Source organism: Siminovitchia fortis, assembly GCF_007681465.1.
GTDB lineage: Bacteria > Bacillota > Bacilli > Bacillales > Bacillaceae_C > Siminovitchia > Siminovitchia fortis.
Map to the genome: position 1 here is coordinate 83,688 of NZ_VEKZ01000003.1, position 14,339 is coordinate 98,026.

Below are 14,339 nucleotides of genomic sequence, written 5' to 3' on the forward strand. Positions count from 1 at the left end.
TACAAATTAGGAGGAAAACGGGATGAAGAAACGGGTAGCTGTACTCGCCGGAGACGGTATTGGCAAAGAAGTAACGAATGCGGCAACGGCTGTTTTGGATGCAATCGGCCGCCGCTTCCATCACGAATTTGAGTGGGTGCATGGCTTACTCGGCGGAGATGCCCTTGACCAGGCCGGTCACCCGATTCCTGAAGAGACCATCAGGAAATGCGAAGAAAGTGATGCAATTTTACTCGGAGCAATCGGAGGGCCGAAATGGGATCATTATCCAAAGGAACTGCGGCCGGAAAAAGGGCTTCTTCAACTTCGCAAGCACTTTGAATTAAGTGTGAACCTAAGACCCGTGCAAGCATACAAAACATTGCTTTCCTCTTCTCCTTTAAAGGAGGAAGTTGCAGAAGGCGTCGACTTGGTATTCGTCAGGGAATTGACAGGCGGCCTTTATTTCGGGGAACCGAGCTATCACACGGATGAAGAAGCAGTTGACACATTAGTGTACAAACGCGAAGAGATCGAGCGCGTTGTCAGATTTGCATTCGAATTGGCGAAACTCCGCAAGAAGAAAGTATCGTCGGTAGATAAAGCCAATGTGTTGGAGTCAAGCCGTCTATGGCGAAAAATTGTGGAAGAAATTGCGGTTGAATTTCCTGACGTGGAATATGAGCATATGCTCGTGGATTCGACATCCATGAAGTTGATTACTTCTCCAGCTTCTTTCGACGTAATTGTAACTGAGAATATGTTCGGGGATATTTTAAGCGACGAAGCTTCCGTCATTTGCGGATCGCTTGGAATGCTCCCTTCAGCAAGCCTTCGTGCAGACGGATTCGGCCTGTATGAGCCGGTGCACGGATCTGCTCCCGATATTGCCGGACAGAACAAAGCGAATCCGCTGGGAGCCATTTTATCCGGTGCCATGATGCTGAGAACGGCATTTGGCATGAACCAGGAAGCAGATGCCATTGAAGAAGCAGTCAAAAAAGTATTGGAAGCCGGATTTGGCACAGGTGAGTTTAAAACCCAAGGCGGAAAAGTATTGACTACGACAGAAATGACGGAAAAAGTCATTAACGAAATTGAGTGTGAACTAGTTTCAGACCATATTTTAGCAGCGTATCAGTGAGGTGTGGAAGATGGGCAAAACAATTATTGAAAAAATTTGGGAAAAACATGTTGTTCATAGTGAAGAGTCAAAACCGGATCTCATTTATATCGATCTGCACCTCGTCCACGAGGTAACATCTCCGCAGGCGTTTGAGGGACTTCGCTTAAACGGCCGTAAAGTGAGAAGGCCTGATCTTACGTTTGCCACTATGGATCATAACGTTCCAACAAGAACGAATGAAGAGGTAACAGATCCGATTGCCAAAACACAGATGACTACGCTGGAGAAAAATTGTGCGGAATTTGGGGTGCCGTTGGCAGGAGTGGGCCATCCTGACCAGGGAATCGTCCATGTCATCGGCCCTGAACTTGGTTTAACACAGCCGGGAAAAACAATCGTGTGTGGAGACAGCCATACTTCTACACACGGCGCTTTCGGGGCTCTTGCTTTTGGAATCGGAACGAGTGAAGTGGAACACGTTCTTTCTACGCAGACTTTATGGCAGCAAAAGCCGAAAACAATGCAAGTCAAAGTGAACGGCAAACTTGGTGCCGGAGTTACTGCAAAAGACTTGATTTTAGCGATCATTGCCAAGCATGGTGTTGACGTTGGAACGGGGCATGTCATTGAATACACAGGCGAAGCCATCCGCAATTTGACGATGGAGGAGCGCATGACCGTTTGCAACATGTCCATCGAAGCCGGGGCAAGAGCAGGCCTGATCAGCCCAGACGAAACAACATTCGAATATTTGAAAGGCCGTGAGCATGTCCCGTCAGGAGAAGAGTTTGATAAGTTAGTAGAAGAGTGGAAACAGCTAGCGTCTGATGCAGATGCTGAATATGACTCAGTGATCGAAATTGAGGCTTCGGAAATCGAACCATTCGTGACATGGGGAACAAATCCTTCCATGGGTGTCCGGATTTCCCAGAGCATTCCTAAACCGGAAGATGCGGCAAGCGACTCTGAAAAAGAATCCATCGAGCAGGCTCTTCACTATATGGGCTTGGACGGCGGCATGAAAATGTCCGATGTGGATATTCAGTATGTGTTCATCGGCTCCTGCACAAACTCTCGCATCGAAGACTTAAGAGCGGCGGCTGAAGTGCTGAAAGGAAGAAAAGTCAAAGAGGGGGTAACAGCCATCGTTGTCCCCGGCTCCCGTACTGTAAAGGCGCAAGCTGAGGAAGAGGGCTTGGATAAAATTTTCCTAGAATCGGGTTTTGAATGGCGGGAGACAGGGTGCAGTATGTGTCTTGCGATGAATGCTGACCAGGTACCTGCAGGCAAACGCTGCGCCTCTACATCCAACCGGAACTTTGAAGGACGCCAAGGAAACGGATCACGTACGCATCTTGTCAGCCCGGCAATGGCTGCAGCTGCAGCTGTTGAAGGCCGATTCGTTGATGTAAGGCATATGATGAAAGGAGAGGTTCACGCATGAGGCCGATAAAAGAAGTAACAAGCGTCATTACACCTTTAGACCGCGTGAACGTCGATACGGACCAAATCATTCCGAAACAATTTTTAAAAAGAATTGAACGGACAGGGTTCGGGAAGTTTTTATTTTATCACTGGCGTTTCAATGACGATGGTACGGAAAAGTCCGACTTTGTCTTAAACAAGCCGGAATATAAGAACAGTGAGATTCTTGTAGCCCGGGAAAACTTCGGTTGCGGCTCTTCCCGCGAGCATGCGCCATGGGCTTTGGGAGACTACGGCTTTCGCGTTGTCATTGCTGCGAGTTTTGCCGATATTTTCCATAGCAACTGCTTTAAAAATGGCATTCTGCCAATACAATTGAAAGAAACAGAGATTGAAGAACTTCTTCAGGCAGGGAAAGAAAAACCATTGAAGATTATCGTCAATCTGGAAACGGAAACGATTGAGGCAGAGAATGGAAAAACGTATACTTTCTCCATTGATCCATACCGCCGGCAAATGCTATTAAACGGCTGGGATGAAATCGCATTGACATTGCAGCTGGAAGATAAAATTGCAGCATATGAGAATTCTATAGCAAAATAACAATATGTCCGCAGGCATCAGCCCTGCGGGCATTTTTCTTATTTCCTTAATTGCCCCAAATGCGAGCCTTTAGGAATGATTCGGGCTTTTCCACATACAAATTAGTGAAATGGAAAATAAGGAGACCAGTCCTATATGATCCAAGATTTCCTTCAAGTGTTTCTCATGACCCTTGTGAGCGATATTGATAACATGCTGATTCTTGGAGCCGTTTTGCGAAGGCACTCTTATTTTGAAGTTACTTTTCTTGCGGCCGTTATGTTGACGATTACCCGGACAGCATATGTTTGTGTCGTGGAGGGGCTGTCGGATGTCCCGATGTTTCATTTTCTGACTGGACTCATTTTGCTTTTTATATCTTATAAGCTTGTAACAAAACTGATTTATGGTGTAGAAACATTAAGATCATCGCGTTCCATATTCCTGCTTCAAAAAATAAAAATATTAGCCGCTTTGGCTGCAACTGACTTTTTGATCTGCTGGGACGGGGTTCTCATCGTATCAAACATTTCCGATCATATCCCCATCATTTCAATAGGAATTTTTTGCAGTCTTTTAATCTCTCTCTATTTTTTACGGCTCATTATAAAACTGGCTGCCGCTATTCCTTGGATCAACGTGGTTGCGGGGGGATTTATTGCTCAAAATGCCATTATGTCAATGGCAAAGGATCCGTGGATAGAAGGCTGGATCAATTATGCTGACGAGTTTGTACCAGAGGTCAACATCGTAAATACCGCTGCTAATGGCGCCGTCATTATCATTGTGGTCATTGGCCTGATTTCCTATATTAAGCACCATCGAATCATTATACATAGGAAGTTTTGATGAAATAGGACCACACTATAAGTCCCTTACTTCTGATCGAAGGGGATTTTTTGTTTATTTCACCATAAGATGGAAAGTCGATTGAAAGATATTTCTTTCCCGGGGATGTTTTTGTCGTTATAATACCCCTTGCGGCCCCAACTTTTTGCCTGTATAATAAGAAATATCAATTAAACTAATAAAACTTTTTTTGTTTAAATGGTTTTCAAAGGAGTATTTCAATGAAAGATCGGATTATGCAGGCTTTTGTTGATGAAGTCAAAGACAAGGGAATTAAGTTTACGATGGATGATTTAGCAGGACGATTGGGCATCAGTAAACGCACTTTATATGAGCACTTTTCTTCCAAAGTTGAGATTCTGGACGCTATTATAGATTTAACGATCACAGAATTTGATGAAAAAACGGAAGCTATTATTCAAGACAGCAGCTTAACGCTTTTGGAAAAAATTAAAGAGGCGATTATGGTCGTTCCGAAGTACGATGAATTTTATGATCTGCAAATACTTGAACAGATGAAAAGGTATTACCCTAAGCAGTGGGAAAAAATGAATAATTCTCTATATGAGTGGGAGGCTTTAAAAAAACTGCTTGAACAGGGTATTGAAGAAGGCCTCATTAAAGATCAAAATGTTGAATTGCTTATGCGGTTGGTTATTGATGCTACGAATCTAACGTTGGACCGGCGTTTCATTTGGGAAAACAGGATCACCGTCCAAGAGGCAATGAATGGGATTGTGAATGTGTTATTGTTTGGAATGGTTGAGGAAAATGCCGAGCCTTAGTAGTTGTCTCGGCGGTTTAATTTTCTTTAAAAAACTAACAAAACCTAAATAGTTTTCGAATTTTATAGAGGTGTAAAATGAATTTTATTAAACAAATGAGTGTGAAAAAAAAACTCGGGTTAATGTTTGCCATCACGATTTTGTTTTTAGACATGCTGCTATATAGCGTCATCATACCGCTGACGCCTTATTATGAAGAAAATTTCAAAGCTTCGCCGACTATGATCGGTATATTGTTCAGCAGCTATTCCATTACTTTATTGATCTTCACCACATACTTTGGAAAATTGACAGATCGGATCGGCAGGAAAAAGCCGATTGTTATCGGGCTGATTGGATTGACTATCGCGACCATCGTATTTGCCCATCCCATCAATTTTGAGATGCTGATTATTGCCAGGGGGCTGCAAGGTGTCGCTTCGGCGGCAACCTGGACCGCATCGCTTGCTCTCCTAGCTGATATGTTCGTCAAAAAGGAGCGGGCGTTTGCCATGGGGGTTGCCATGACAAGCATGTCTGCAGGAACATTATTGGGAGCGCCGATTGGCGGCTTTCTCATTGAGTTTGGAGGATATGCAACGCCGTTTTATACGGCTTCAGTAATGCTGATCATTGTCATGATATTGGCGGTCTTCTACCTGCAGGATGAGCATAAGGCGGTTGTTCAGGCGTCCAAGAAGGTTGTGGATCTGTTAAAACAGCGTGAAGTCGTTTGGATCTTGGCCATCATGGTGGTTGGCGAAGGAATCATGACGATGCTGGAACCGATTTTGCCGATATATTTATCGGGTACTTTTACCGGGAATTCATTTTTCATAGGCCTAATGTTTGGAGTAATCACGTTGGCTTATGGAATAATGGCTCCGGTATCAGGATTTCTGATCAATAAATACACACCGAGCCGGGTTGTGCTGGTCGGTTTGCTGCTTGCAGGGCTCATCCTGCCTTTCGTCGTTATCGCCCAATCCACCTTACAGATGGTTATCGCCTTACTATTCTTAGGGGCAAGCATGGGACTCGCCGTATCTCCTACGTTAACAATGCTTGGCAACACACAAAAAGAGGGAGAGCAAAACTCCTACGGAGCTTTATACAGCTTATTTAATATATTTTTTGCCGTCGCTGCCATCATCGGCCCCTTTGTGGGAGGAGTGCTGACGGATGTATTCACTTCGAAAGTTACGATTTTCATTGCAAGCGGAGCCGTCATCCTTTCCACATATGGGCTTTCTTTAACGAGGAAGAAGAGCATGGGGAACCTGGAGTGTGTGCCATCGGCAGAAACCGTTCAAAGAATGGATTAAACATTTCATTATGTAATAATTTTTAAAAGCCTTGGGGGGAATGGAGATGCCCAAGGCTTTTTTACTATTTCCTAAGAGCGGATCTACAGAAGAATGCAGAAAATGACTATGCCGTGTATTCATTTTGGTGTATTTTAAAAGTTAGTGCGAACTGATTATTTTTTTTGAAAGTAGGAAAAAAATGAAAAAAATAATATTCGTTTTTCTTATTTTGATGATCGACGGACAGGAGGTCCCAGTGCCGCCGGCGCCACAGGACGTGGCGCATTAAGGCGGCCAGCGCCTATCGACTGGCAGACTTCGCGCTTATTGTGCTGTACAACGATAAGCAGGCGCTTGCGCCTTTGATCAAACAGACACTTTACGGAGCAGCAAATAGGAGGCAGCCATACTGAAAAGAACAACTGGAATGAGCCGATAGGAAAGCCCGACTGCTGTTTGGTTTGAGAACCATTTAAAGATATCGGGCCAAACATGAAACTGATGGAACAGCAACACAGTGACACTTCCAATCAGTAAAACGGCCAGCGATAAGAGTAGCATTCCTTTGCCGCCAAAACGCCGGGCAAAGCTTGCAATCAGAAATCCAAGGAAAAATAAAAAGCTGAATAGGATCACATACATAATCAACTGCTGGAAAAATGAGGTACCGTCATTCAAATATGGGAAGTGAAAAAAATGGAACCTATTTCCCCAGCCACTGGTTCTGTTCTCGATCAAAGCGAAGATACGTATCAAGGTGCCGAGGATAAAGCATGCTGCCAGACCCATTAAAACAGTGCCGATGAAATAATCCTTTCTGGTGACAGACATCCCGATTGCAAACGGGAAAGACTGTACGACGACCAAGATGCCCATTACAAAGACATAAACAAAAATGGAAGTGACGCCCCCCGTGTAAAACGCTTCATCATTATTGATCAGCAGGCTGACGATCAAGTTAACAAAAAAGCTTGAAGAGAGAATGATGGATGGGATATAGAGCCAACCCCATTTGTCTTTTCTATGAATGTGTAGCACGCTTTGGATACTCATTTGGCCACCGCTCCTTTTTGGTCGCGCTTTCCGCCTGTCAAATAGACGATTAACTGTTGCAGCGATACCGAAGTCACTTCAAGATCAAGTGATTCCGCCTGGTTTTGCCCGGAATAGTGATCATTCCGAATGACTGTAGCAGAAAGCAATCCTCCAAACGGTTCCTGATGAACGACTTCTTTTCCTGCAAGGAATTTTTCGACTATGGCCGCTTTGCCGGTAACCGTGTAAGCCATCCCCCGGAGTTTCTCCGCATCTTCATCAATGGTAAGCTCGCCGTCCGCAATGACTAATACGTGCTCCAGTAAATTACTGACTTCATCGATCAAGTGAGTGGAAAGGATTACTGTGCGCGGATGTTCAACATAATCCTCCGTTAGCCGGTTGTAAAAAATTCCGCGCGATACGGCATCAAGCCCCAAATACGGCTCATCAAAGACCGTCAGCGGTGCCCGGCTTGCAAGGCCGACAACAATGCCTACGGCCGACAGCATTCCGCGCGAAAGCTTCTTTATTCTTCTATTGACGGGAAGGTTAAAGCTTTCTATTAGTGAGTATGCAAAGTCAGCATCCCAATTCGGAAAAAGTGACCTTGATACGTCAAGCACATCTTTGACAAGAAAATTATCCGGGTATTTTTGGCTTTCTTTAATGAAACATATTTGTTTAAGCACTTTGTTGTTTTCATAAGGGTTTTCATTAAAAACTTTTATGTCTCCGCTTGTCGGAATGATTTGAGCTGTGATCATCTTCATCAAGGTGGTTTTTCCAGCCCCGTTTCGGCCAAGAAGCCCATAAATTTTATTCTCTTGAACAGTGAAGCTGGCGTTTCGGACAGCTGTGAAATCGCCATATGCTTTCTCCAGGCGGTTGGCCTCAATAATATGTTTCAATCCTGCCCCTCTCCTCTCTGAATCATTTCAGTCAATTGATCGGTCGTGATTCCAAGCTTTTTCGCTTCATGGATCATCGTGACCACATATTGCTCAAAAAAATGCTCTTTTCTTTTTTCAATCACTTTTGCACGTGCACCTTCTGCCACAAACATGCCAATCCCTCGCTTTTTATAAAGAATTCCTTCGTCCACCAGCAAATTGACTCCTTTCGCGGCTGTAGCAGGATTGATTTTATAAAATGCTGCAAACTGATTTGTAGAGGGTACTTGAGATTCTTCTGCCAATCCGCCCGAAATAATATCATCTTCGATTCTCTCGGCAATTTGAATGAAAATAGGGCGCCCATCATCAATTAAACTACTCACTGCTTCACCACCATATTGGTTAGTTACTTATGTAACTAACCATATAACGTTTGCGGTGAAAAGTCAATGCAAAGTAGAAAATTATTTGAAAATGGGCGAAGTCATAAGTGTGAAAGCTCCGTAATAAAATGAATAGATGCAGGGGTTTTGAGAAAGGGGGAGGACATCATGATGATACTGGGCGGCCTGGCTGCTTGGAATATGCCGCTCGTGTTGATCCTTGCATGCATATCAGCAATGTACTGTTTTATGGCAAAAAAACGTTCAGAAGTGTGGCCGAAAAAGTTTGGCCTGTTTCATGCGGGCATTGGATTGTTCTACTTATTAATGGGAAGTCCGCTGTATGTACTCAGCCACCTCTCATTCAGTACACATATGCTGCAAATGAGCATTCTTTATTTTTTTGTACCGCCTCTTCTTCTGTTCGGGATTCCCGCATGGAATGGAGACAAATGGAAAAAAAGAAACATATCTTCTTTTTCAGCCCTCATCCTCTTCTCAATATTGTTCTTTCTTTATCATTTACCCCAAGTTGTTCCATTTGTTTATAAAAGTCCAGTTATCCACACAGGCTTCATACTTCTCCTGTTTGGCCTTTCTTGTCTGATGTGGCTTCCTGTCATTACACCGGGCCCCGGTCCGAATCGATTTTCATGGTGGAGCGGTATTTTATTAATGCCGGCCTGCCTATTGCTCATATTGAATGGATTGATGGATGGGCAGAATGCGAGTCCATTGTTCAGTCAGCTGATGTTAAAACTATGCATCCCTGCCGACCAGGCAGGAGCTTTGCTACCTTTTCAAATCAATGCAAAAGCCGATCAAATCTTTGGCGGCATTTTGATGCTTGCGCTTCATAAATTCAGTCTGCTGGCGGCAATACGACTTGGAAGCCAGAGAATAAGCCGGGAACACTTAAAATTAAAACCGTCACTCCACAGGATGGAATGACGGTTTTTCATGTTTTTAAACAGCTTTTTTATTTTCAACCACACGTTTTGGCCAAAAGCTCCATTTGCCAAGGAGCATCAATATAGTGGGAATGAGGAGCGGTCGAACAATGAATGTATCGATCAAAATCCCTAATGCCATGATGAAGCCAAATAATTTTAGTTCATAGATCGGCATAGTTGCAAGAACAAGGAAGGTTGCGGCCAAAATCAATCCTGCGGAACTGATGACGCCGCCTGTTCGGTCAACGCCTCTTCTGACTGCATCAGCAAACGGCATTGTTTTGACCTCTTCTCGGATCCTTGCAATCAGCATGATCGAATAATCCACGCCAAGTGCGATAAGAAACACTAAAGCGTACAATGGGATACGATAGCTGATGGCATCCAGGCCAAGGAAAATTTTAAACAAGAATAATGAAAGGCCGATCGTTGCTGCGTAAGAGAGCAGGATGGTCCCCATCATGTATAATGGTGCGACAATGGAACGGGTCTGTAATCCCAGCATGATGGAAATAAGGATGATCATCAACACCAGCACCACAATCGTGTCACGCTTATTGATATCTCGGAGATCCGCATTTTTTGCACTTTCTCCGGCAACGAAAAGCTCAGTATCCATTAAACCAGCATCATTTAAAATTTTACCGCTTTTTTCCCGGATTTTTTTCACGGCATCCAGCGCTTCATGTTCATATGGATTTCCAGTAAATATCAATGAAAGCTTGGCGCTTTTTCCATCTGCAGAGAGGGGATGTCCCTGCGCAGTCACCTGATCAACGCCTTTGATGTCCTCAAGTTCCTTCATTGCTGACTGCAAACTCCGCATATCAAGCTTCCGATCTGAGACGAATAGGAGTGTTCCCGGTGCCAAACTTCCTTCAGAAAAATCTTTCCCGAGCTGCTCATAGCCGATCCGGGAAGACAAGTCTTCCGGGAAGGACGCAATTAAATCGTACGATTCTTCCATTTTTGTCATATTTAATGCGGCAAGTGCCAGAAGAAGAACAATTGGGATTAAAAAAGCTGCCGGACGTTTTGTCACTTTGTCGGCCATTTTTCCCCAGATTGTTTTCTTCTCCGATTTTTCATCCCCGAATTTCGGAATGACCGGCCAAAATGCCTTTCTGCCCGTCAATGCGAATAAGGCCGGGAGCAGCGTCAGGCCTGCAACGAGCATGAAGGCTGCTGCGATTGCAAACGCCGGAGCAAAGTTCCGATATGGCTCATATAAAGCGAAGAACAAAGTTGCTACACCAAGAACAATCGTACTTCCGCTGAAAAAAATCGGCTCTTTTACATGGCGCATCGTCTCGCGCATAGCCGCATCTTTCTTCTCATGGGTACGGAGTTCCTCGCGATAACGGGAGAATATGAGCAGTGAATAGTCGGTTACCACTGCAAATAAAAGGATGGTCATGATGGAAACCGCCTGGCTGTCAATGGCAAACAATCCGGCTTTCATCGACAGACCTATCACTTTATCGACAACCGTGTAAACGATGGCAGCGCCGATCAATGGGATGAAAGTCAACAGCGGCGAACGGTAAATAATGAGAAGCAATACCAAAATCAGCCCAACGGTTGACAGCAACAGGACGATGTCTGCCCGGCTGAACAGTTCGACTGCGTCTGCTGCGATTCCTGCCGGCCCCGTCCAAGATAGCTTTAAGTCATGATCCACGGTAAATTGTTTCTTGATTTGCTCTACTGCTGCATGCAAATCGCGACCCTCAAGGTTTTCAGGCAGCGTGATAGGAAGGAAGAATGTCCTTTTATTTTCTGAGAGAAACGAATTTCTTACTTCCGGAGGCATTTTGGATAATGGAATGGTCTCGATGTCTCCGTATTTTTTATCCACCTTCAGATCCTCGGCCACTTGGGCAAAGGTCAATATTTCATCATCCGTCAGGCCGCTTTCCTTGGAAAAAACAGCAAACAGCGGCAGTCCGCCTTCTTCTGGGAAATACTTTTCCAATTGGCGGTCGGCGATGATGGATTCGGTATCCGGAGGGAGGCCTGCATCTTTATTCGCAGCCACAAACTCCTTGGCACCGGGTGCAGCACTTGATAAGATGCCTGCAAGGGCCGCCCAAATCACCAGCATAAACCACCAAAGGCGGTTGCCTTTTAATAATCTATCAGCCATTATTGTTTCACTTCCTTCTCGGTAAGAAATGTCACGATGATAAACAAGGCAAAGCTAAGGAGAAGGATACTACCTCCAGCGATATAAAAGATCAACGAGAATATTTTATTCACACCAAACGGCTGGATGAATTGGAACCACATGCCCGCTGTCAGACCGATTGAACCGATGATAGCTGTCCAACCATGGAATGTGACCAATTTTTCTGCCCTGACCTCAAACATCCGGTAAAAGGCTCCCCATGCAAACATCGATAACCAGCCTACCAAAAGAATATGTGCGTGGATCGGACGGAATGCATAAGATCCGGACCCTGCCATATGTGACCCCATTACCGTTCCTATTAAGCCAAAAATTGCTGCAATACGAATGAATCGGATACTCCATTTCTTTTGTGACATCATTCATTCCTCCTGTTTTGTTCATTTAATGTTCATCCTAAGCAGTGAACATGAACAGAACATTAACGGAAGGTTAAAAATCATTTTTTGCTATGATTTTGTCATCACAAATTGAAAGCAGGCCACGGCTACTGCTTACGGCCGAGCCTGTTAAACACTTGTTCAATCATGTTAAGGATTGTTTGATAAAGAAAGCGAAAGTTTTTCTCTACAGGCTTTTTAGTTTCTATTGGAGGTCGGCAATTTCACAATAAATGTCATACCTTCACCTTTATTCCTTTGTACATCGATAGAACCCCCGTGCAGATTAACAACCTGATGGACAATTGATAGCCCAAGGCCCGTCCCCGATATTTGCTTCGTTCTCGATTCGTCTGCTCTGTAAAATCTATCAAAAATGCGGCCCATATGCTCCTCTTCTATCCCTATGCCGCTGTCACAATAGGCGACTGTCACTCCATCATCTTTTTTTGTCAAAGTAATATCAATCGAACCGCCGGTCTCTGTATATTTTAAAGCATTGGATAAAAGATTCTCCCAAACCTTTTCCAAAAAGGCCGGGTCTCCAAGGATTTCCGCTTTATCGAGATCCATGGATAATGACATTTCTTTTTCCTCAAGGAGCCATCTGTATCTCAAGGTAACTTCTCTTATTTGTTCGTCGAGCCGGAAGGCCTTTTTGCGAATCGGTGAAACAAGCTGGTCCAGCGATGTCAAAAGCATGAGCTGTTTCGTCAATGAAGAGAGACGTTCGGTTTCGGATTGGATCACTTCTGCATAGTTTTGTCTTTCCGATTCTGGAAGATCGCTTTTCGTCAACAGCTCCGCATACCCTTTTATATTTAAAAGCGGCGACTGGAAATCATGGGACACATCGCTGATAAACTCCTTGCGGATGCGATCATTCTCACTCAGCCGCTCCGTCATGTTTCGAAAGCTTTGGGCGAGTTGCCCGATTTCATCCCGCCGATCAATATTCAGTTCAGGGGAAAATTGTTCCTCGCCCACTTTTTTTGCAGCATCGGTTAATTTGGTAATGGGGTCAATGAGCATTTTGGCGACAGTTAGCATAACCAGTACACTGATAATCGTCATGACAATAACCATACCGCCAAGCAAATAATGGACCTCTGTAAAAAGAAATTTGATGTCAGGGCGGAGGAAAAGGGCATAGTCCGTTCCGTTATGGCGGAAAGGGACTCCAACCGTATTGGCCAGCTCGTCCGAGAAGAACCCTGTTACGAACGTTTCTGTCGGAAGGTCCCTCATCCCGTGATAGGCACCCCCACCCAATACTTGGCTGATGGCATCCCGGGAAAGATTGTTGACGCGAAAGGGAGCACCATATTGCAGTGTTTCGTCCTTCTCATTGACAACATAAATTTTATAGCCCGCAGCTGATTGGGTTTGAAGAAAGTCTTCCAAATCCAGGTTTTTATCGGATTCAATGAAGGAAGCCAATGATAAAGCAATTTTCATGTTTTTTTCATCATTTTTTCCTTTAAGCTGCTGGTGATAGTAGGTGTTGACAGCTAAGAAAGCGATGAGCCCGCTCATAATCATCGTTCCGAGCGTAAAGACAACGAACTTGCTGTAAAGGGATTTCAATTTTTCGTTACCTCTAGTTTATAGCCGACTCCCCGAACAGTGGAGATAATGACATTTTCGGCCAGTTTTTTCAACTTGTCGCGAAGCCTTTTGATATGTACATTCAAAGTCTGCTCATCACCTTCATAGTCATAGCCCCAAACACGTTCGAGCAATATTTCGCGCGTAAATACCTGATTGGGACGGGATGCGAGTACAGACAGCAATTCAAATTCTTTCAGCGGCAGCAGGGTCACCTTTTTACCGGCAGACACTTCATAGCTTTGCCTGTTTATCGTAAGGGGGCCCACTTTGATCAAGATATCGACCGCTTTGTCATATCTTCTCAAAATGGCGTTGATCCTAAAAAGCAGCTCTTTCGGCTCGAAAGGTTTGACAAGATAATCATCTGATCCTGCCAGAAAGCCTTTTTCCTTATCCTCCAGTTCTCCCTTGGCCGTCAGCAGGAGAACCGGAATATCCGCTTCGGCCCTTAATGTTTTCGTCAATGTATAACCGTCCATTCCCGGCATCATGACATCCACAACCGCGAGATCCGGAATCTCATGCTCTAATAGTTTAAGGGCTTCGGAACCGTTGGCCGCTTTTCGGACGATATATCCTGCTTGGGTTAAATGAATATTTACAAGCTCCAAAATATGCGGGTCGTCATCGACAACGAGTATTTTCAAGTCGCCAGCTCCTTTTTGACTACAGTTTTTTCTTCAAAGCTAAAGAAAGCATAAAATTTTACTGAATTTTCCGTCTGAACAAGATTAACGTAATGTCCAGCTTCAGGCGCCATCGGCGCAAGGATTAAGCCAATCGCTGATGAAGGCAAACTACGCCTTCTTCAGCGCTCGTCTTATGCTTGTCGCCGATAGACGGGCGCCTTGCGCTTTTCTT

General features: G+C 44.5%; 15 protein-coding genes. 7 read left to right on the forward strand and 8 right to left on the reverse strand.

Annotated features, from left to right (window positions below; all coding sequences use genetic code 11):
* Positions 1-22 precede the first annotated feature (22 nt).
* The 6 genes from leuB to FS666_RS02115 all read left to right on the forward strand — a co-directional run bounded on the left by leuB (position 23) and on the right by FS666_RS02115 (position 6,050).
* Positions 23-1,123, forward strand: coding sequence for a 3-isopropylmalate dehydrogenase (gene leuB / locus FS666_RS02090; RefSeq protein WP_144460099.1), 1,101 nt, complete (start codon positions 23-25; stop codon positions 1,121-1,123).
* A 10-nt stretch (positions 1,124-1,133) separates the two neighbouring features.
* Complete coding sequence (leuC, locus tag FS666_RS02095; RefSeq protein ID WP_144460098.1) at positions 1,134-2,549, forward strand: 3-isopropylmalate dehydratase large subunit; 1,416 nt, start codon at positions 1,134-1,136, stop codon at positions 2,547-2,549.
* Entirely contained in the window at positions 2,546-3,133 is a 588-nt protein-coding gene (gene leuD / locus FS666_RS02100) for a 3-isopropylmalate dehydratase small subunit (RefSeq protein WP_144460097.1), read from the forward strand. Before leuC ends, leuD begins: the two co-directional genes overlap by 4 nt.
* A 135-nt stretch (positions 3,134-3,268) precedes the next feature.
* Positions 3,269-3,961 carry a TerC family protein gene (locus FS666_RS02105; RefSeq protein WP_120070777.1) on the forward strand — a complete coding sequence of 231 codons (693 nt, stop codon included), beginning with the start codon at positions 3,269-3,271 and terminating at the stop codon, positions 3,959-3,961.
* A 221-nt stretch (positions 3,962-4,182) separates the two neighbouring features.
* Positions 4,183-4,746, forward strand: a complete 564-nt coding sequence (locus FS666_RS02110; RefSeq protein ID WP_120070779.1) for a TetR/AcrR family transcriptional regulator — start codon at positions 4,183-4,185, stop codon at positions 4,744-4,746.
* Positions 4,747-4,823: 77 nt separating this feature from the next.
* Positions 4,824-6,050 (forward strand): MFS transporter, encoded by a 1,227-nt coding sequence (locus FS666_RS02115; protein WP_144460096.1) that lies wholly within the window; start codon positions 4,824-4,826, stop codon positions 6,048-6,050.
* 348 nt (positions 6,051-6,398) lie between these two features.
* Here FS666_RS02115 and FS666_RS02120 read toward each other — a convergent pair whose 3' ends face one another.
* From FS666_RS02120 to FS666_RS02130, 3 genes are read right to left on the reverse strand one after another with little or no spacing between them, the layout of a single operon-like run.
* A complete protein-coding gene (locus FS666_RS02120; RefSeq protein WP_144460095.1) occupies positions 6,399-7,085 on the reverse strand; it encodes a hypothetical protein in 687 nt (228 codons plus the stop codon).
* Positions 7,082-7,978, reverse strand: coding sequence for an ABC transporter ATP-binding protein (locus FS666_RS02125; protein WP_144460094.1), 897 nt, complete (start codon positions 7,976-7,978; stop codon positions 7,082-7,084). The genes FS666_RS02120 and FS666_RS02125 overlap by 4 nt, the downstream gene beginning before the upstream one ends.
* The gene (locus tag FS666_RS02130) at positions 7,975-8,346 is read right to left on the reverse strand and encodes a GntR family transcriptional regulator (RefSeq protein WP_120070790.1); all 372 of its coding nucleotides are present in this window, start codon (positions 8,344-8,346) and stop codon (positions 7,975-7,977) included. Before FS666_RS02130 ends, FS666_RS02125 begins: the two co-directional genes overlap by 4 nt.
* A gap of 168 nt (positions 8,347-8,514) precedes the next feature.
* Between FS666_RS02130 and FS666_RS02135 the strand changes: the two genes are divergently transcribed.
* The gene (locus FS666_RS02135) at positions 8,515-9,297 is read left to right on the forward strand and encodes a cytochrome c oxidase assembly protein (protein WP_144460093.1); all 783 of its coding nucleotides are present in this window, start codon (positions 8,515-8,517) and stop codon (positions 9,295-9,297) included.
* 15 nt (positions 9,298-9,312) lie between these two features.
* Here FS666_RS02135 and FS666_RS02140 read toward each other — a convergent pair whose 3' ends face one another.
* The 5 genes from FS666_RS02140 to FS666_RS19635 all read right to left on the reverse strand — a co-directional run bounded on the left by FS666_RS02140 (position 9,313) and on the right by FS666_RS19635 (position 14,274).
* Complete coding sequence (locus FS666_RS02140; RefSeq protein WP_144460092.1) at positions 9,313-11,445, reverse strand: MMPL family transporter; 2,133 nt, start codon at positions 11,443-11,445, stop codon at positions 9,313-9,315.
* Complete coding sequence (locus tag FS666_RS02145) at positions 11,445-11,846, reverse strand: hypothetical protein (protein WP_120070799.1); 402 nt, start codon at positions 11,844-11,846, stop codon at positions 11,445-11,447. Before FS666_RS02145 ends, FS666_RS02140 begins: the two co-directional genes overlap by 1 nt.
* A gap of 219 nt (positions 11,847-12,065) precedes the next feature.
* The gene (locus FS666_RS02150; protein ID WP_144460091.1) at positions 12,066-13,454 is read right to left on the reverse strand and encodes a sensor histidine kinase; all 1,389 of its coding nucleotides are present in this window, start codon (positions 13,452-13,454) and stop codon (positions 12,066-12,068) included.
* The gene (locus tag FS666_RS02155) at positions 13,451-14,125 is read right to left on the reverse strand and encodes a response regulator (protein WP_144460090.1); all 675 of its coding nucleotides are present in this window, start codon (positions 14,123-14,125) and stop codon (positions 13,451-13,453) included. The genes FS666_RS02150 and FS666_RS02155 overlap by 4 nt, the downstream gene beginning before the upstream one ends.
* Positions 14,122-14,274: a hypothetical protein gene (locus FS666_RS19635; RefSeq protein ID WP_186306435.1), complete on the reverse strand. Its 153-nt coding sequence runs from the start codon at positions 14,272-14,274 to the stop codon at positions 14,122-14,124. Before FS666_RS19635 ends, FS666_RS02155 begins: the two co-directional genes overlap by 4 nt.
* Positions 14,275-14,339 lie beyond the last annotated feature (65 nt).

What these genes read in the sequence shown, in the direction of transcription:
- leuB (WP_144460099.1), top strand. Translation starts at nt 23, where the DNA reads ATGAAGAAACGGGTAGCTGTACTCGCCGGAGACGGTATTGGCAAAGAA.
- leuC (WP_144460098.1), top strand. Translation starts at nt 1,134, where the DNA reads ATGGGCAAAACAATTATTGAAAAAATTTGGGAAAAACATGTTGTTCAT.
- leuD (WP_144460097.1), top strand. Translation starts at nt 2,546, where the DNA reads ATGAGGCCGATAAAAGAAGTAACAAGCGTCATTACACCTTTAGACCGC.
- FS666_RS02105 (WP_120070777.1), top strand. Translation starts at nt 3,269, where the DNA reads ATGATCCAAGATTTCCTTCAAGTGTTTCTCATGACCCTTGTGAGCGAT.
- FS666_RS02110 (WP_120070779.1), top strand. Translation starts at nt 4,183, where the DNA reads ATGAAAGATCGGATTATGCAGGCTTTTGTTGATGAAGTCAAAGACAAG.
- FS666_RS02115 (WP_144460096.1), top strand. Translation starts at nt 4,824, where the DNA reads ATGAATTTTATTAAACAAATGAGTGTGAAAAAAAAACTCGGGTTAATG.
- FS666_RS02120 (WP_144460095.1), bottom strand. Translation starts at nt 7,085, where the DNA reads ATGAGTATCCAAAGCGTGCTACACATTCATAGAAAAGACAAATGGGGT.
- FS666_RS02135 (WP_144460093.1), top strand. Translation starts at nt 8,515, where the DNA reads ATGATGATACTGGGCGGCCTGGCTGCTTGGAATATGCCGCTCGTGTTG.
- FS666_RS02140 (WP_144460092.1), bottom strand. Translation starts at nt 11,445, where the DNA reads ATGGCTGATAGATTATTAAAAGGCAACCGCCTTTGGTGGTTTATGCTG.
- FS666_RS02145 (WP_120070799.1), bottom strand. Translation starts at nt 11,846, where the DNA reads ATGTCACAAAAGAAATGGAGTATCCGATTCATTCGTATTGCAGCAATT.